The 17,051-nt window shown below is 72.5% G+C and carries 18 protein-coding genes; 13 read left to right on the top strand and 5 right to left on the bottom strand.

Annotation, left to right across the window (positions count from 1 at the left end; all coding sequences use genetic code 11):
- Positions 1–9: 9 nt before the first annotated feature.
- The gene (gene lepB / locus EIY87_RS20905) at positions 10–768 is read left to right on the top strand and encodes a signal peptidase I (protein WP_225439959.1); all 759 of its coding nucleotides are present in this window, start codon (positions 10–12) and stop codon (positions 766–768) included.
- On the opposite strand, the gene EIY87_RS20900 is transcribed toward lepB, so the two are convergent.
- Positions 692–2,626, bottom strand: coding sequence for an ABC1 kinase family protein (locus EIY87_RS20900; RefSeq protein WP_125310716.1), 1,935 nt, complete (start codon positions 2,624–2,626; stop codon positions 692–694). The genes lepB and EIY87_RS20900 overlap by 77 nt on opposite strands.
- 169 nt (positions 2,627–2,795) lie before the next feature.
- Here EIY87_RS20900 and EIY87_RS20895 point away from each other — a divergent pair, with 169 nt between their 5' ends.
- The 4 genes from EIY87_RS20895 to EIY87_RS20880 are packed head-to-tail and all read left to right on the top strand — an operon-like array spanning position 2,796 to position 5,954.
- Entirely contained in the window at positions 2,796–3,326 is a 531-nt protein-coding gene (locus EIY87_RS20895) for a snapalysin family zinc-dependent metalloprotease (protein ID WP_125310714.1), read from the top strand.
- Between the two features lie 54 nt (positions 3,327–3,380).
- Positions 3,381–4,604, top strand: a complete 1,224-nt coding sequence (locus EIY87_RS20890) for a sensor histidine kinase (protein WP_125310712.1) — start codon at positions 3,381–3,383, stop codon at positions 4,602–4,604.
- Positions 4,601–5,245 (top strand): response regulator, encoded by a 645-nt coding sequence (locus EIY87_RS20885; protein ID WP_125310710.1) that lies wholly within the window; start codon positions 4,601–4,603, stop codon positions 5,243–5,245. Before EIY87_RS20890 ends, EIY87_RS20885 begins: the two co-directional genes overlap by 4 nt.
- Before the next feature lie 4 nt (positions 5,246–5,249).
- Entirely contained in the window at positions 5,250–5,954 is a 705-nt protein-coding gene (locus tag EIY87_RS20880; RefSeq protein WP_125310708.1) for a class I SAM-dependent methyltransferase, read from the top strand.
- Here EIY87_RS20880 and cysC read toward each other — a convergent pair.
- Positions 5,951–7,759 (bottom strand): adenylyl-sulfate kinase, encoded by a 1,809-nt coding sequence (cysC, locus tag EIY87_RS20875; protein ID WP_125310706.1) that lies wholly within the window; start codon positions 7,757–7,759, stop codon positions 5,951–5,953. The genes EIY87_RS20880 and cysC overlap by 4 nt on opposite strands.
- The gene (gene cysD / locus EIY87_RS20870; RefSeq protein ID WP_191984201.1) at positions 7,759–8,688 is read right to left on the bottom strand and encodes a sulfate adenylyltransferase subunit CysD; all 930 of its coding nucleotides are present in this window, start codon (positions 8,686–8,688) and stop codon (positions 7,759–7,761) included. Before cysD ends, cysC begins: the two co-directional genes overlap by 1 nt.
- Positions 8,689–8,727: 39 nt before the next feature.
- On the opposite strand from cysD, the gene EIY87_RS20865 reads away from it, so the two are divergent.
- The 4 genes from EIY87_RS20865 to EIY87_RS20850 are packed head-to-tail and all read left to right on the top strand — an operon-like array spanning position 8,728 to position 12,345.
- The gene (locus EIY87_RS20865) at positions 8,728–9,207 is read left to right on the top strand and encodes a nuclear transport factor 2 family protein (protein WP_163046701.1); all 480 of its coding nucleotides are present in this window, start codon (positions 8,728–8,730) and stop codon (positions 9,205–9,207) included.
- On the top strand, positions 9,204–10,394 hold the full coding sequence (locus tag EIY87_RS20860; RefSeq protein WP_125310702.1) for a hypothetical protein: 1,191 nt from the start codon (positions 9,204–9,206) through the stop codon (positions 10,392–10,394). Before EIY87_RS20865 ends, EIY87_RS20860 begins: the two co-directional genes overlap by 4 nt.
- Positions 10,395–10,396: 2 nt before the next feature.
- Positions 10,397–11,179: an SDR family oxidoreductase gene (locus EIY87_RS20855; protein WP_191984200.1), complete on the top strand. Its 783-nt coding sequence runs from the start codon at positions 10,397–10,399 to the stop codon at positions 11,177–11,179.
- 8 nt (positions 11,180–11,187) lie between these two features.
- Positions 11,188–12,345, top strand: coding sequence for a sulfotransferase family protein (locus tag EIY87_RS20850; RefSeq protein ID WP_125310698.1), 1,158 nt, complete (start codon positions 11,188–11,190; stop codon positions 12,343–12,345).
- Here EIY87_RS20850 and EIY87_RS20845 read toward each other — a convergent pair.
- On the bottom strand, positions 12,336–12,920 hold the full coding sequence (locus tag EIY87_RS20845; RefSeq protein WP_125310695.1) for a helix-turn-helix domain-containing protein: 585 nt from the start codon (positions 12,918–12,920) through the stop codon (positions 12,336–12,338). The two genes, EIY87_RS20850 and EIY87_RS20845, sit on opposite strands and share 10 nt — an antisense overlap.
- Before the next feature lie 185 nt (positions 12,921–13,105).
- Between EIY87_RS20845 and EIY87_RS20840 the strand changes: the two genes are divergently transcribed.
- Both EIY87_RS20840 and EIY87_RS20835 read left to right on the top strand, forming a co-directional pair.
- A complete protein-coding gene (locus EIY87_RS20840; protein ID WP_125310692.1) occupies positions 13,106–13,693 on the top strand; it encodes a class I SAM-dependent methyltransferase in 588 nt (195 codons plus the stop codon).
- Positions 13,693–14,130, top strand: coding sequence for a DinB family protein (locus EIY87_RS20835; RefSeq protein ID WP_125310690.1), 438 nt, complete (start codon positions 13,693–13,695; stop codon positions 14,128–14,130). The genes EIY87_RS20840 and EIY87_RS20835 overlap by 1 nt, the downstream gene beginning before the upstream one ends.
- Here EIY87_RS20835 and EIY87_RS20830 read toward each other — a convergent pair.
- Complete coding sequence (locus EIY87_RS20830) at positions 14,127–15,800, bottom strand: GGDEF domain-containing protein (RefSeq protein ID WP_125310688.1); 1,674 nt, start codon at positions 15,798–15,800, stop codon at positions 14,127–14,129. The two genes, EIY87_RS20835 and EIY87_RS20830, sit on opposite strands and share 4 nt — an antisense overlap.
- Before the next feature lie 146 nt (positions 15,801–15,946).
- Between EIY87_RS20830 and EIY87_RS20825 the strand changes: the two genes are divergently transcribed.
- Complete coding sequence (locus tag EIY87_RS20825) at positions 15,947–16,294, top strand: ArsR/SmtB family transcription factor (protein WP_125310685.1); 348 nt, start codon at positions 15,947–15,949, stop codon at positions 16,292–16,294.
- Positions 16,291–16,929 carry an SRPBCC family protein gene (locus EIY87_RS20820; RefSeq protein ID WP_125310682.1) on the top strand — a complete coding sequence of 213 codons (639 nt, stop codon included), beginning with the start codon at positions 16,291–16,293 and terminating at the stop codon, positions 16,927–16,929. Before EIY87_RS20825 ends, EIY87_RS20820 begins: the two co-directional genes overlap by 4 nt.
- Positions 16,930–17,051: the final 122 nt, after the last annotated feature.

Genomic DNA, 17,051 nt, shown 5'->3' with positions numbered 1-17,051 from the left:
TAGATCACCGTGACCGAACTCGCGCCGCCGAAGCGCCGTAGGATTTCCCTGGTCCTAGCGGGGTGGATCGTCGTGCTGCTCCTCGGGTTCGGGGCCGCCGGCTACGGCCTGGGCACGGACTTCCTCGACTACCGGTCCTACCGGGTGCCGGGCGTGGCGATGAGCCCCACCGTGAAGCCGGGGGATTCGGCCGTCGTGCGCGTCCGCCACGGCGAGGTGGTCCACCGTGGGGACCTGGTCGTGTTCGACCGCGGCGCGTTCGCCCACGCGGATTCCGCCGGGTCGTCGGCGCTGCGGGTCGTCGCGGTCGGCGGGGACGTCGTCGCCTGCTGCACCGACGGGCGGCTCGTGGTCGACGGCGAGCCGATCACCGAGACCTACCTCAGCCAGGACGCGTACGCGCACGATCCGCACGCCACCACGCCCTACCTCACGCGCCTGCACGAAGGGACGGTGTTCGTGCTCGGGGACGAGCGGGGCCGGGCCCGCGATTCGCGCGTCCTCGGCGTCGTCCCGCTTTCCGCGGTCACCGGGTTCGTGGTCGGTACCGGGTCCGTGCTGCACCCGTCGCCGCTGGCCCGCACGAACGCGTTCACCGACGCGGGCCTGCCGGGAACCCCGTACGCCGACGAAACCCTGACCGGGGTGCGGTGGTGGGTCCTCGGCGGTGCGGCGCTGTCCGCGGCCGGGCTCACCGGGCTGATCGTGGCCGCCGTCCGGAGCGCCGGAAGACGACGAACAGCAGCCGCAGGCCCACCAGCGCGCTGATCACGAGCAGGTTGTAGCCGAACACCTGGTGCAGCGTCAGGTCCGGCAGGATCCGGGGCCCGCCGGTGCCGGTCAGCAGGAACACCGCCATCAGCCCGGTCGCCGCGCCCACGAACGCCAGCAGGACCTCGTGGACCAGGCCCGTCACCACGTCGCGGTCGCGCTCGTCCGAGAACAGGCGGACGTTGACCGACAGCCTGCCCTCCTCCAGGGCCGCGCCGATGCGGTCGACGCGGCGGGGGAGGCGGCGCAGCACCGGGAGCAGCGCCAGCACCTCGTTGACCGCCGTGCGGCGCAGCGGCTCCGGGCGCAGGCCCGCGCCGACCTGCTCGGCGGCGAACGCGCGGGACTCGGCCATCACGTCGAAGCCGGGGTCGAGGGCGGCGAGCGTGCCCTCCACCGTCGCCAGCGCGCGGAACACCGCGGCCACCGGGGGCGGCACGCTCAGCCGGAAGTCCGCGACCACCCGGAACAGCCCGGTGAACAGGTCGATGCCGGGCGTGCGGCCGGGGCCGAAGTGGCGGGCGACCAGCGCGCCGAGGGCGCGTTCGAGCCGCTGTTCGTCGATGTCGCCGGTGCGGTCGACGATCTCCAGCAGCCCGTCGCGCAGGGCCGCCGGGTCACCGCGGTCCAGCGCCAGCACCAGGTTCTGCAGGCCGCCGCGCAGGCCGGCGTCGAGGCGGCCGACCGAGCCGAAGTCGAGCAGGCCCAGGCGGCCGCCGGGGAGCAGCATGAGGTTGCCCGGGTGCGGGTCGGCGTGGAAGACGCCGCCAATCAGCAACTGATCGAGCAGGCAGCGCAGCAACGACCGCGCGAGCCGCTTGCGGTCGGCGGGCGGCGCCGCTTCCAACGGCTTGCCCGTCAGCCGGGACATCACCAGGACGCGCTCGGTGGACAGTGCTTTGTGGACGGTCGGCAGCACGACGTCGGGGTGGGAAGTCGCGGCCACGGCGGCGATGTTGCGGGCCTCGATGGTGAAGTCGAGCTCCTCGGCGAGTGCTTCGGCGAAACCGTCGGCCAGGTCGGCGACGCCGAGCGAGCGCGCCCAGTCCGCGCGTTCCTCGAGGGCCGCGGCGACGCGCCGGACGATGTCGATGTCGCGCTCGGCCTGCTCCCGCACGCCCGGGCGCTGGACCTTCACCACGACTTCCTCGCCACCGCGCAGCTTCGCGCGGTAGACCTGCGCGACCGACGCGGCCGCGAGCGGTTCGGGGTCGAACTCGGCGAAGACGTCGTCGGGCGAGCCGCCGAGCTCGGCGGTCAGCACGGCCCACACGGCGTCGGCGCGGGCGGGCGCGACCTTGTCCTGCAGCTTCGCGAGTTCGTCGACGAACACCGGCGGCAGCAGGTCCGCGCGGGTCGAGAGCAGCTGGCCGAGCTTCACGAACGTCACGCCGCCCTCTTCCAGCGCCTGGCGCAGGGACCGGGCGAGCTTGGCGTGCCGCCCCGGGGCGAGATCGGGATCGCGGCGGCCCGCGAGGTAGCGGCCGAGCCCGTGCTTGATGGCGATCCGGCTGATCTGCGAGTACCGGCGGGCGCGCGCGATCTTGGTGCCCAGCGCGCGCACCCGGAACCCGTTCGGCAGGGCCATCTCGGCGACCAGGAGGAAGATCAGCGTCGCGAGGAAAGCGCTGCCCGCCAACGGGATCAGCAGGCCGAGCGCCGCGCCGCCGTTGTGCCGCAGGGAAACCGGGAACGCCTGGGCGATCCCGCCCGCGACGAGCCAGCCGAAGCCGGCGCCGCACAACGCCCGCACGGCGCCGATCCGGACGCCGAGCACCCGGCGCGAGGCCACCACGAGCGGCCACAGCACCAGCGCGTACAGGGGGAGGGTCAGCAGGCCCAGCAGGATGTCCACGCCGGAGAGCAGACCACGGCGGCGGGCCCGGGCGGCTCACGCGGCGGCGGGACCCGGCTCCCTCCCGCGAGGGAACTACTTTCGGCCGTGGCCACCCTTGTTCGTTGACTTCTAACCTGATCGCTCGAACCACGGTGAAGTGTTCTCTGAATCGGACGAAGGAGACACGATGGACGCACGCGTGCTCGCCCGGGTCGCGGCCCTGGCGCTGGTGGCCCCGCTGGCCCTCGGATTCGCCCCCGAAGCCTCGGCGGCCGCCGTCACGACGTTGTACTACAGCTCCTCGGGCGCGCCGGACTACCTCGCCCAGATCGACCAGGGCGCGGCCAACTGGAACGCCGCCGTCACCGACGTGAAGCTGGTCAAGCGGAACACGAGCGCGACGATCAAGTTCCACGAGATCCACAGCGGCGGCTCGTACACGAACACGAACGGCCACGGCCGCGGCGACATCTACCTCGACACCAGCCAGGTCGCCGAGGGCTACGACCCGACCCGGATCGCCGCGCACGAGCTCGGCCACAACCTCGGCCTGCCCGACCACTACAGCGGCCCGTGCACCGAGCTGATGTCCGGCCACGGCCCGGGCACGGCGTGCAAGAACGCGAACCCGGACGCGACCGAGGCCGCGAAGGTGCAGTCGTTGTGGGTGAACGGCTTCGCGGCGGCGCGGACGGAGACCCGGGTTTCGGTCCGCTAGCGCGTCCATCGCGAGGGGGAGGCGCGCGCCGCCCGGGGCTGCGAAGATCGGCCGGTGCGCGTTCTCCGCCCCCTGACGGCCAAGGCGACCTACCGCCGCTGGGTCTACCTCGTCCTCGGCGGCGCGATCAGCGTGCCCTACCTGCTGTTTTCCGCGATCGCAGTGCCGTCGGTGCTGCCGTTCGTCACGTCGATGGAGCGGGCGACCGTGATCGGCGGCGGGCTCACGCTGCTGGTGCTGGCCGGCACGGCGTTCCTGCCCGCGGTGCACGTGCTCGAATCCACCGCCGTCCGCGAGCTGCTGGACGACCCGGTGCCGGACGCCCCGGCGAAACCGCACACCCGCCGCGGCCGGCGGCAGGCCGCGGGGATGTTCGTGCTGCACGTCGTGGCCGGGTTCGTCGTCAGCTTCTTCAGCCTGCTCGCGCCGGCCGCGATCGGGTTGTCGGTGAGCGCGGTGTTCACCGGGCAGCTCGTCGAGACCACCGACGGCGCGCTGACGGTGCCGGTGGGCTGGGCGTCGGCGTGGCTGCCCGCGGTGTTCGTGCTCGGCGGGGTGCTGCTGGTGTACGCGGTCTGGGCGATCGGCGGCCTGCTGCGCCGGGCCGCGACGGGGCTGCTCGGGATGAGCGCGGCCGACCGCATCGCCCGGCTGGAACGCCGGACCGAGCAGCTCGCCGAGCGCAACCGCCTGGCCAGGGAACTGCACGACTCGGTGGGGCACGCGCTGAGCGTCGTCACGCTCCAGGCGGGCGCGGCCCGGCGGACGCTGCGCACCGACCCGGCCTTCACCGAGCGCGCGCTGGGCGCGATCGAGGACTCGGCCCGCACGGCGCTCGACGACCTCGACCACGTCCTCGGCCTGCTGCGCGAAGAGGCGGCGTCCCGCACGCCGCGCCCGGCGCTGACCGAGCTGCCGACGCTGCTGGAGACGACCCGGCTGGCGGGCACCGCCGTGACGGCCTCGATCGACGGCGACCTGGCCGCGGTGCCGGCGGTGGTGTCCCGCGAGGTGTACCGGATCCTGCAGGAATGCCTGACCAACGCGGTCCGGCACGCCGGTAGGGTCCCGGTGGCGGTGGTCGTGTCGGTCGCGGGGCAGGAGCTGGTGGCCCGGGTGACGAACCCGCTTTCGCCCGGGTCCGGCCGCGCCGGTGGCGGTCGCGGGGTGCGCGGGATGGCCGAGCGGGCGGCGGTGCTGGGCGGCGAGCTGTCGGCGGGACGGGTGGACGAGCGGTGGGAGGTCGTGGTGCGGGTGCCGTGGGGGAGCGGGCGGTGAGCGTCGGGGTGCTGCTGGTCGACGACGAGCCCCTGATCCGGGCCGGGTTACGGGCGATCGTCGACAGCGAAGCCGGCCTCTCCGTCGTCGGCGAGGCCACCGACGGCGCCGAAGTGCCCGGGCTCGTCGTCCGGCTGTGGCCCGACGTCGTCCTGATGGACGTGCGGATGCCCGCCGTGGACGGGATCGCCGCCACGACGCACCTCATGTCCACTGTGGACCCGCCGAAGGTGATCGTGGTGACCACGTTCGAGAACGACGACTACGTCTACGACGCCCTGCGCGCCGGGGCCAGCGGGTTCCTGCTCAAGCGGGCCCGGCCGGAGGAGATCGTGGCGGCGATCCGGACCGTGGTGGCGGGGGAGTCGCTGCTGTTCCCCGCGGCGATCCGCCGCCTGGCCGCGGGGCACGCGCCGAGCGGGGACGGGCTGGCGAGCGTCAACCTGACCGAGCGGGAGCGCGAAGTCCTGCGGCTGATGGCCGCCGGACTGTCCAATGTGGAGATCGCGGGGCAGTTGTACCTGGGCGTCCAGACGGTGAAGACCCACGTGGGCAACGTACTGGCGAAGCTGGGTGCCCGCGACCGGACCCAGGCCGTGATCCGGGCTTACGACTCGGGCTTCGTGATTCCGGCAGGATGAAGGCATGACCGCTCAATACGACAGCTTCGCCGAGGCCTACGCGGCCGAGAACGAGTCCAGTCTGATGAACGCCCACTACGAGCGGCCCGCCGCGCTGGCGCTGGCCGGGGACGTGGCCGGGCAGCGGGTGCTCGACGCCGGGTGCGGGTCCGGGCCGCTCTTCGCCGCGCTGCGGGAGCGGGGTGCCGTGGTTTCCGGGTTCGACCAGAGCGCCGGGATGGTCGAGCAGGCCCGGCGGCGGCTCGGGGACGATGCCGATCTGCGGGTCGCCGACCTCGCCGAACCGCTGCCCTACCCCGACGGCGAGTTCGACCTCGTCACCGCGTCGCTCGTGCTGCACTACCTGCGCGATTGGGCGCCGACGCTGGGCGAGCTGAAACGGGTGCTCAAGCCCGGAGGACGGCTGATCGCGTCGGTCAACCACCCGCTCATGGTCAACCTCACGCACCGCCAGGAAGGCCCCCGGCCCGACTACTTCGCGCACTACACCTGGACCGACGAATTCCCGCTGCACGGTCAGACCGGGCGGATGACCTTCTGGCACAAGCCGCTGCACGCGATGACCGACGCCTTCACCGCGGCGGGGTTCCGGCTCGCCGTCGTCCACGAACCCCGGCCCACGGCGGCCGCGCGTGAGCTGTTCCCGGACGACTTCCCGATCCTCGACACCTTCCCGAGCTTCCTGTTCTTCGTGCTCGAAGCCGGTTAGCCGAGGTCGTCCAGCAGGGCCTGGACGGCGGCGGCCATGGTCGCCGGGTCGCCGTCGGCCGGGTGCAGCACCAGGTCCGGGGACTCCGGGCGCTCGTACGGCGCGTCGATGCCGGTGAACCCCTTGATCTCCCCGGCGCGCGCCTTCGCGTACATCCCCTTCGGGTCGCGCGCCTCGCACACCTCCAGGGGCGTGTCCACGAAGACCTCCACGAACGGCAGGTCCGCGTGCACTTCGCGCGCGCGAGCCCGGTCCGAAGCGTACGGGCTGATCAGGGACGCGATCGCCACCACGCCCGCGTCCGCGAACAGGCGTGCCACCTCCGCGACCCGGCGCACGTTCTCGGCGCGGTCCGAAGGGCTGAACCCTAGCCCGGCGTTCAGCCCGTGGCGCAGGTTGTCGCCGTCCAGCAGGTACGCCGGGCGGCCCGCCGCGACCAGGCGGCGTTCCAGCTCGACCGCCACCGACGACTTGCCCGACGCCGACAGGCCGGTGAGCCACACCGTCGCGCCGCGGGTCGGGCGGTCCTCGCGGCGGACCGCCGCGGTGTGCCAGACGACCGGGGACGCGACCGCGCCGGTGATCATGCCCGCCGCGACCGTGTCGCCGGTGTGCTCGTCCACCAGCAGGAAGCCGCCCGTGGCGCGGTTGCGGCGGTAGGGGTCGAACAGCAGCGGCGCCCGCGTGCGCAGCCGGACGCGGCCGATGTCGTTCAGGGACAACGACTCCGCCTCGGAGCGGTGCAGCGTCGTCACGTCGAGGCGGTACTCCAGCCGCTCCACCGTGCCCCGCGTCTCGGTCGTCGTGTGGCGGACCGCGTAGGAAGCGCCGGGTGCCAGCGACGAGCGCGACGAGAACCAGCACACCAGCGCGTCGACCTCGCGGGCCGACTCCGCGCGGTTGCCCGGGCGGCACAGCATCGCGCCGCGGCCCAGGTCGAGGTCGTCGGTCAGCTCGACCGTCACCGCCTGCCCGGTGAACGCTTCCGCGAGCGGCGTCCCGCCGGGACCCCAGACCGCCCGGACGCGGGAGGTGAACCCCGACGGCAGCGCCACAACCTCGTCGCCCGGCTTGAACACCCCGCCCGCGATGGTGCCCGCGTAGCCGCGGAAGTCCGGCCGGCGGATCACGTACTGCACCGGGAACCGGGCGTCGATCAGGTTGCGGTCGGACGCGACGTGCACCTCTTCGAGCTGGTGCAGCAGCGAAGTCCCTTCGTACCACGGCATGCTCGCGCTGCGGTGGACGACGTTGTCGCCGTGCAGCGCCGAAACCGGCACGAACGTCAGGTCGGCGACGTCGAGCTTCATCGCGAACCGGCGGAACTCCTCGCGGATCTCGTCGAACCGCTCCCGGGACCAGCCGACGAGGTCCATCTTGTTCACGCACACCACGAGGTGCCCGATCCCCAGCAGTGAAGCCAAAAACGCGTGCCGCCGCGACTGCTCCAGCACGCCCTTGCGCGCGTCCACGAGGATCAGCGCCAGGTCGGCCGTCGACGCGCCGGTCACCATGTTCCGCGTGTACTGCAGGTGGCCCGGGGTGTCGGCGATGATGAACTTCCGCTTGGGCGTGGCGAAGTAGCGGTGGGCGACGTCGATGGTGATGCCCTGCTCGCGCTCGGCGCGCAGGCCGTCGGTGAGCAGCGCGAGGTCCGGGTAGTCCTCGCCGCGCTCGCGGCTGGCGCGTTCGACGGCGGCGAGCTGGTCGGTGAAGATCGCCTTCGAGTCGAACAGCAGCCGGCCGATCAACGTGGACTTCCCGTCGTCAACGCTGCCCGCCGTGGCGATCCGCAGCAGCTGCATCAGAAGTAGCCCTCCCGCTTGCGGTCTTCCATGCCTGCTTCGGAAATCCGGTCGTCGGCGCGCGTGGCGCCGCGCTCGGTGACGCGCGTGGCGGCCACTTCGGCGACCACTTCGGACGGTGTCGCCGCCGACGACTCGACGCAGCCGGTGCAGGTGGCGTCGCCGACCGTCCGGAAGCGCACGGTCGCCTCGTACGGTTTCTCGCCGTCCACAAGGGACAGAAACCGGGTCGCCGCCAGCAGCATGCCGTCGCGCTGGACGACCGGGCGCCGGTGCGCGTAGTACAACGGCGGCAAGGCGATCCGCTCGTCCCGGATGTACTGCCAGATGTCCAGCTCGGTCCAGTTCGACAGCGGGAAGACGCGGATGTGCTCGCCGCGCCGGTGTCGCCCGTTGTAGAGGTTCCACAGCTCCGGCCGCTGGGCCCGCGGATCCCACTGGCCGTGCTCGTCGCGGAAGCTGAAGACGCGTTCCTTCGCGCGGGCCTTCTCCTCGTCGCGGCGGGCCCCGCCGAACACGGCGTCGAACCCACCCTCGCGGATGGCGCGCAGCAGCGTGACGGTCTGCAGCCGGTTGCGGCTGGCGCCCGGGCCGGTCTCCTCGACGACGCGGCCGGCGTCGATGTCGTCCTGCACACTCGCGACCAGAAGGCGCAGGTTCAGCGCGGCGACGGTCTCGTCCCGGAACCGGATGACCTCGTCGAAGTTGTGGCCGGTGTCGACGTGCAGCACGGGGAAGGGCAGCGGCGCCGGCCAGAACGCCTTCGCGGCGGCGTGCAGCATCACCACCGAGTCCTTGCCACCGGAAAAGAGCAGCACCGGGCGTTCGAAGGTCGCCGCGACCTCGCGGAAGACGTGCACGGCCTCCGCTTCGAGCGCCGCCAGGTGGGACAGTTCGTAGGCCACGGACACCGGAAAAAAGTAGAACATGTTCTTGTCATTGGTCAAGCGGTGCGAGACCCTGTGAGCATGGACCTGGTCGTACTCGAAGAGATCAAGCGGCTGAAGTACCGGTACCTGCGCGGGGTGGACCTCAAGCTGTGGGACGAGGTGGCCGACACCTTCACCGTCGACGCCACGGCCGACTACGGGACGCACGCCGTCGGCGGGGACGGGAAGAAGTTCGAGGGACGCGACGCCATCCTCGAGTTCCTCACCACGAGCCTCGGCAACGGCATCATCACCGTCCACCACGCAGGTCAGCCCGAGATCGAGGTCGACGGCGACACCGCGACCGGGCGGTGGTCGTTCACCGACAAGGTCATCGTCCCCGACCACAAGGTGATCATCGAGGGCGCCGCCTTCTACGAGGACACCTACCGCCGGGACGCCGACGGCGCCTGGCGGATGTCGCACATCGGGTACGTCCGGACCTACGAGTCGATGCTCTCCTGGGAGGGCAACCCGGGCTTCCGGCTGCTCGCCAACCGCTGGGCCGTGCCGGCATGATCGAGAACGAGTTCTCGTTGACCCGGCCGTTCGCCGACGCGATCGTCGAGGCCGAGAAGCTGATCGCGGAGGCCCCGCCGGCGCAGACCGAGCAGGGCCTGCTGGAGGGGCTCGACTACCTCGCCGGCAGCATCCGCGCGTCGCTGCAGATGGCCTGGGCCTACCAGCGCGACTTCCCGTACTTCACCGCGTCCACCGGGCCGTACACGAAGATGGGCCTCGACAACCCGGACACGCTGTACTTCAACGCGAACATCCGCCCCGACCGCGAGTACCTCGTCACCGGCGTCCGCGGGACCACCGCCGACCTGAGCTTCCAGATCCTCAACGGCGACTACTCGCCGGTGGTGGTGCCCGACAGCCTCGCGGCGTTCGACGACCGGGCCATCGAAATCGGCGAAGACGGCCGGTTCGAGCTGCGCTTCGGGCCGGCTCGCGAGAACCCGGGACCGAACTACTTCGTGCTCGGCGAGGGCTCGTCGATGCTCGTCGTGCGCGAGGTCCACAGCGACTGGGCGACCGAGAAGCGCGGCGAGATCCGCATCCAGTGCGTCGACACGGCCGGCCAGGCGCCGCCGGTGCCGGACCGCTCCGCGCTGGCCAAGCGCTACGGCGTCACCGGCAAGATCCTGCTGAGCCGCCTGAAGACGTTCCTCGCGTTCCCGAAGTGGTTCTACGACAACCTGCCGGTCAACACGATGACCGAGCCGCGGTCGACGCCGGGCGGGCTGACCACGCAGTTCTCCTCGGCCGGGCACTACGACCTTGGCGAGGAAGAGGCGATGATCGTCACCGTGCCGCGCTGCGCGGACGCGCCCTACCAGGGCATCCAGCTCGGCAGCCTCTGGTACGTCTCGCTCGACTACATCAACCACCAGACGAGCCTCACCGCGGACCAGGCGCGCGTCGACCCGGACGGCAAGATCCGGTTCGTGATCAGCGAACGCGACCCCGGCCTGGCGAACTGGCTGGAGCGCACCGGGCACGACCGGGGGTACGTCCAGATCCGCTGGCAGCGGCTGGCGCGCGACCTCGGCCCGGAGGACGGCCCGGTCGTCGAGGTCGTCAAGGTGGACGAGCTGCCGGACCGGCTGCCCTACCACCGGGAAGCACGCGTGACGCCGGCCGAGTGGGCGGCGCGGATCGCGGCCCGGCAGGACGCCGTCGCCGCCCGGATGCTGGGGTGAGGATGCCGGATCTGCTGCAGGGCAAGGTGGTCGTCGTCTCCGGCATCGGGCCGGGGCTCGGCCGGTCGATCGCCGTGCGGAGCGCGGCGGCGGGCGCGGATGTCGTGCTCGCCGCGCGCACCGAGTCCCGGCTCACCGAGGTCGCCAAGGAGGTCACCGACCTCGGGCGCCGCGCCGTCGCGATCCGGACCGACATCGACGACGCGGACTCCGCCGAGAACCTGGTGAACGAAGCACTGGAAGCGTTCGGGCGCGTGGACGCCGTGGTGCACAACGCCTTCGCCGTTCCACCGTTGACCGATCTGGCCACAGTGGACCTCGACGCCGTCCGGGCCGGGTTCGAAACGGCCGGCATCTCGGTGCTGCGGCTGACGCGGTTGTTCCTGCCCGCGCTCAAGGAGAGCAAGGGCTCGCTGGTGATGATCAACTCCGCCGTGCTGCGGCATTCCCGGCGCACGTTCGGCGCGTACAAGATGGCGAAGTCGGCGCTGCTGTCGCTGTCGCAGAGCCTCGCGAGCGAACTCGGGCCGGACGGGATCCGCGTCAACACCGTCGCCCCCGGCTACATCTGGGCGCCGAACCTCAAGTGGTACTTCGGTTACCTGGCCAAGGAACGCGGTATCACGCCCGAAGAGGTGTACGCCGAAACGGCGTCCACAATAGACCTGCGCAAGCTGCCGGAGCCGGACGAGATCGCCGACGCGGTGGTGTTCCTCGCCTCGCCGATGGCGCGCGCGATCACCGGGCAGTGCCTCGACGTCAACGGCGGCGAGTACCACCACTAGGAGGTTCGATGCTCCCCGGCCGCGAAGACGTCGGCACCGTCGAGGACCTGCACGCTTCGGCGTCGAAGCTGACCGGCCTCGACGACTTCGGCAGCGGCGAGCACGTCGAGGGCCTGAGCGTGCTGCTGGAGGCGTACGAGGCCGACGAGGACCTCACGCCGTTCGGCAACAAGGTGCACCGGGCGATGCTGCGCGGCGCGCTGGTGGCGCGGCTGCTCAGCGAGGCGTCGTGGAAGCAGCACCCGGCACACGCGGACGTCCGCGTCGAACGGCCGATCTTCGTGACCGGCCTGCCCCGCACCGGGACGACCGCGCTGCACCGGCTGCTCGTCGAGGACCCGGCGCACCAGGGCCTCGAGGTGTGGCTCGCGGAGGTCCCGCAGCCGCGGCCGCCACGGGAGACGTGGGCGGACAACCCGATCTTCCAAGGGATTCAGGCCGGGTACGAACGCCACCACGTCGAGCACCCGGAGTTCATGGGCGTGCACCACATGTCCGCCGACCAGGTCGAGGAGTGCTGGCAGCTGCTGCGCCAGTCGATGCGCTCGGTGTCGTTCGAATGCCTCGCGCACGTGCCGCGGTACTCGCGCTGGCTGGCGAAGCAGGATTGGACCGACGCCTACGCCCGGCACCGGCGCAACCTGCAGCTGATCGGGCTGCCGGACGCGGGCAAGCGGTGGGTGCTCAAGAACCCGAGCCACCTCTTCGCCCTCGACGCGCTGATGGCGAACTACCCGGACGCGCTGGTGATCCAGACGCACCGGGCACCGCGGACGATCATGGGCTCGATGTGCAGCCTCGCCGAGAAAGCGGCGGACGGCTGGTCCACCAAGTTCCGCGGTGAGGTGATCGGCCGCGGGCAGCTCGACCTGTGGGCCCGCGGTGCCGACGAGTTCCTGCACGCGCGCGGCCGGTACGACCCGGCGCAGTTCTGCGACGTGGCCTACGAGGACTTCGTCGCCGACCCGGTCGGCACGGTGTCCACTGTGTACGACCACTTCGGACTGGAGCTGACGGACGAGGCGCGGGCGGCGATGACCGCCGTCCACGAGCGGAGCCGCACCGGGGAACGGAAACCCGTGCACCGGTACAGCTTGGCGGACTTCGGCCTGACGCCCGAAGAAGTCGACGAGCGGTTCGCGGGCTACCGGGCCGTCTACGGCTGATCGCCGTCGCGCGACCGGACGTGGACGCGCTCGCCCTGCAGCCCGAACAGGATGACCAGTTCCACGGCGCGGCCGTCGGCCGACCCCAGCCAGTGCGGCTCCGTCGTGTCGAACTCGGCGGCTTCGCCTGGTGGCAGGGTCAGGTCGCGGTCGCCGACGACCAGCCGCAGCGTCCCGTTGAGGACGTAGAGCCATTCGTAGCCGCTGTGCGTCTGCGGCGTGGGCTCGGCGGGGCCGCCGGCCGGGATGAGCATCTTGTACGCGTGCATCCCGCCGGGGCGGCGGGTGAGCGGCACGAACGTCATGCCGTAGCGGTGCACCGGGTGCAGGTGGACGCGCGGGTCGCCGGTGCGCGGGGCGCCGACGAGGTCGTCGAGCGGGACGTCGTAGGCGCGTGACAGCGGCAGCAGCAGCTCCAGGTTCGGCCGCCGCTGCCCGCTTTCCAGCCGGGACAGGGTGCTTTCCGAGATCCCGGTTTCGGCCGAGACGGCGGCCAGGGTGGCGCCGCGCTGCCGCCGCAGGGCCCGCAACCGCGGCCCGACCGCGGCCAGGACGGTGTCGATCTCCTCGCTCATACCCCCAGTCTTGCCGATCCGGCAAGTCCGGGCGGCGTGGTGAACGACTCTTTCATGACATCGCGGGCCGTCGGACCGGCCGCGCTGGACCTCGGTCGCGAGTCTTGCCGGTCCGGCAAGTTTCCGTGCGCCCGGCGGCGCCCGCGGGGCACGGTGAACGCCGTACCCCGGCACGAAGGAGAACCATGGACGCCGTCCGCTTCTGGGACGACCACTACCGCGAGCCCCGCACCGCCCGGGTGAACCCGGTGCTCGCCGAGATCGCCGCGGACCTGCCCGCGGGCACCGCGCTGGACCTGGGCTGCGGCGCCGGCGGCGACACGCTCTGGCTGGCCGCGCGCGGCTGGCGGGTCACCGCCGTCGACATCTCGGCCAACGCCGTGACGCGGCTGGCCGAGAACGCGCGCGGCCTGCCGGTGACCGCGGTCCGCGCCGACCTCGCCGCGGAGTTCCCCGCGGGAGAGTTCGACCTGGTGTCCGCGCAGTACTTCCACACGCCGTTCGAGCTGCCGCGGGCGCGGGTCCTGCGCACCGCGGCGCACGCGCTGCGCCCCGGCGGGCGGCTGGTCGTCGTCGACCACGGTTCGGTCGCACCCTGGTCGTGGAACCGTGACGGCGATTTTCCCACGCCCGACGAGGTTTTCGCCGAACTGGAGCTGGACGCCGGCTGGCGGGCCGAGCGCGCGGACGCGCCCCGGCGAACGGCGACCGGGCCGGGCGGGCAGACCGCGACCGTGACCGACCACGTGCTGGTCGTCCGGCGGGCCGCCTGATGGCGCGCCGGGACGCCGGGCCGCCCCGGACCGGGCCGGGGGAGCGAGAGGTGCTGCTGGGTTTCCTCGACTACCTGCGCGCGTCGGTGATCGCCAAGGTCGAGGGCGTGGCGGAACCGGCCGTGCGGACTCCGGGAGTGCCGTCGGGGACGAACCTGCTCGGGCTGGTCAAGCACCTGACCCACGTCGAACGCCATTGGGTGCTCGGCGAGCGGACGACGAAGTGGGCGGCGACGTTCCGCGCGAAGCCGGGCGAAAGCGCCGAGGACATCATCGACGCTTACCGCGAGACGGCGGCGCGGGTGAACGCGCGGGTGGCCGAGGCCGACGTCGCCGAGCTGCGGTGGACGCTGACCCACCTGATCGAGGAGACCGCGCGCCACGCCGGGCACCTGGACATCCTGCGCGAGCTGCTCGACGGCTCGACCGGCCGTTAACCGGCGGCGGCCTGCAGGCCGCGGCTGCCGATGCCGCGCAGGACCTCCACGCGGTCGGAGCCCGGGCGGCCGAGCACCCAGCTCGACCCGGGCACCGCCTTCGCGCGCTTCTTCAACGGCGCCAGCAGCCGCGAAACCTCCTGGTAGGAGCGGATCGCGTCGCTCGCGCAGACCAGCGTGGCCAGCGACACCGTCACCGGCAGGCCGTCGGCCGACCAGTGGCGGTCCAGCAGGGCGCCCGCCACCGTGGCGATCTCGTCGACGTCGCAGACCACCAGGAAGTCGTCGCCGCCGACGTGGCTGACGCGCATCCGGCGCAGGCCGCCGGACAGCTCGGTCAGCGCCCCGCCCAGCTCGCGGATCAGGTTGTCGCCCGCGGCGAACCCCGCGGTGTCGTTGACCGCCTTGAAGCTGTCGATGTCGAGCCACGCCGCCACGAACGGCTCGCCGATGGTGATGCGGCGGGTGACGTCGCGGGCGACCGTGTCGCTGCCCGGCAGCCGGGTCAGCGGGTTCAGCGCCGCCGCGGCCTCGACCTTCGCCTCAGCCACCCCGCGCACCACCTCGGTCACCAGCACGACGCCGAGGCAGCGGCCCACCTCGTCGACCACGACGACGTCGTCGCCGGTGCGGCCCCAGTCGGCGTCGGTCACCAGCTCGAGGAACTCCATCGCGCCGGCACGGGCCTCGATCGTGTGCGGGGTGTCGGCCAGCCGCGCCGCCGGGCGCTTGGCGTGCAGCGCGTGCCCGTACGGGCCGGTCACCGCGACCAGGAACCGCGTCCGGTCGACCGACCAGCGCGGCCGGTTCAGCTCGTCCACCCCGACCACGCCGGACGGCGCGTCGGCCGCCGCGAGCACTTCGCGGACCTCGTCGCACGTGGCGGTTTCCGGCAGCGTCGTCGCCGGGCGCAGGAAGTCGCCGACGCACTTCGCCGGACCCGGCGCGACGGCGGCCGCGCGCGGCCGCGTCAGCAGGGCCGGGGCGGGGCCTTCGGCGGTCGGCGGGGCCAGCAGGTTGCCCTGGGCGATCCGGACGCCGAGCCCGCGGACGGCTTCGAGCTGGGCGTCGGTCTCCAGGCCGGTGGCGACCAGCCGCGTGCCGGTGCGGTTGGTGAAGTGCAGCAGCGCCTCGACGACGGCGACCGCCGCCGCGTCGTCCGGCAGCCCGCGCAGCACCGTGCGGTCGAGCTTGACGACGTCGACCGGCGCGTCGACCAGCAGGCCCAGCGGGAGGTCGCCGCGGCCGAGCCCGTCGAGCGCGAGCCGGAAGCCCAGCTCGGTCAGCGCCCGCATCCCGGACAGCGCGCGCTCGCCGGGCACCGCCGCGAACGGCGGGCCGATCTCGAGCACGACGTCCCGGGTGCGGCGGCCGGCGTCGCCGAGCTCTTCGAGCAGGTCGTCGAACATAGCGAGCGGCGCGGCGAGGGTGCGCGCGGAGAGGTTGAGGTGCAGGGGCAGCGCCGTCGGCTCGGCGGCGTCCTGGCGGACGGCGGCGACGGCGAGGCCGAGGTCGGCCTCGGCGAGCCGGCCTTCGCGGCGGGCCTGCGCGAGGAGTTCGGGGACCGTTCCGTGGCCGGGCCTGGCCAGCGCTTCGTGAGCCACGACGCCCCCCGTCTGGAGGCTGTACAGCGGCTGGAAGGCGAAGCGGACCGCGCGTGGCGACTTCACGACCCGATACTCCCGGGTGCGGTGGGCCGAACGGAACCGATGTCGTCTGATGTTCACCGGCGTTACCCACATCGGAGTAACTGCGGGTGACGATTGCCACTTGTTCAGCCTTGACTTATATAAGTGACAGCTTGTAGCTTGACGGGGTGCACGCGTTCGACGTCCTCGGCGACCCGGTCCGCCGCCGGATCCTCGAGCTGCTGGCCGACGGCGAGCGGGCCGCCGGGTCGGTCACCGAGGCGATCCGGGCCGAGTTCGGCATCTCGCAGCCCGCCGTGTCGCAGCACCTGAAGGTGTTGCGGGACAACGGCTTCGCGGTCGTCCGGCAGGAGGGGACGAGGCGGCTCTACGCGGTCGGCCACGCCCCGCTGCGCGACGTCGACGTCTGGCTCGACCGGTTCCGCCGGTACTGGACGCCGCCCCTGGACGCACTGGCCACCGAAATCGCCCGCGGCAAGCGCGCCCGGCGCCTCACCGAAGGAGACAGTTCGTGATCGACGTCAACCACCAGATCAGCGCCGTCCGCCGCACGGTCGGCAAGCGCGTCCTCGAGGCGGGGGAGGCGCGGGTCATGACCATCAGCCAGGTCTACGACACCGACGTCGACGACATGTGGGACGCGGTCACGAACGCCGACCGCATCCCGCGCTGGTTCCTGCCGGTCAGCGGCGAGCTGCGGGTCGGCGGGAAGTACCAGCTCGAGGGCAACGCGGGCGGCACGGTCGAGCGCTGCGACCCGCCGAAGAGCTTCGCCGCGACCTGGGAGTTCAACGGCGGCGTCAGCTGGATCGAGGTCCGCCTGACCCCCGAAGGCGACGGCACGCGCTTCGAGCTGGAGCACACCGCGCACGTCGACGACCACTGGGAGCAGTTCGGCCCGGGCGCGGTCGGCATCGGCTGGGACATGGCGCTGACGGCACTGGTCCGCCACCTGGCCGCCGGCCCGGAGTACGTCGTCGACCCGGCCGAGGCGATGGCCTGGATGGCGTCGCCGGAAGGGGTCGGGTTCGTGACGAAGGCGGGGGAGGCGTGGTTCGAGGCGCACGTGGCCGGCGGGGAGGACGAGGCAGTGGCGCGCGGGCAGGCGGACCGCTGCTTGGCGGCCTACACGGCCCAGCCGGAGGCTTAGCGAGCGGGCGTTCCGCACCACCGGCGTCGCGGAGATGCCCTGGCCGCGCGGTTTGCCCGGCGGCGGCTTCGCCGACGTCTTGAATGACTCATTCAGGTCTTCGGAGGTCCTGAATGACTCAT

The organism is Amycolatopsis eburnea (assembly GCF_003937945.1).
Lineage (GTDB): Bacteria > Actinomycetota > Actinomycetes > Mycobacteriales > Pseudonocardiaceae > Amycolatopsis > Amycolatopsis eburnea.
This window is presented reverse-complemented; position numbering and strand designations above follow the sequence as displayed.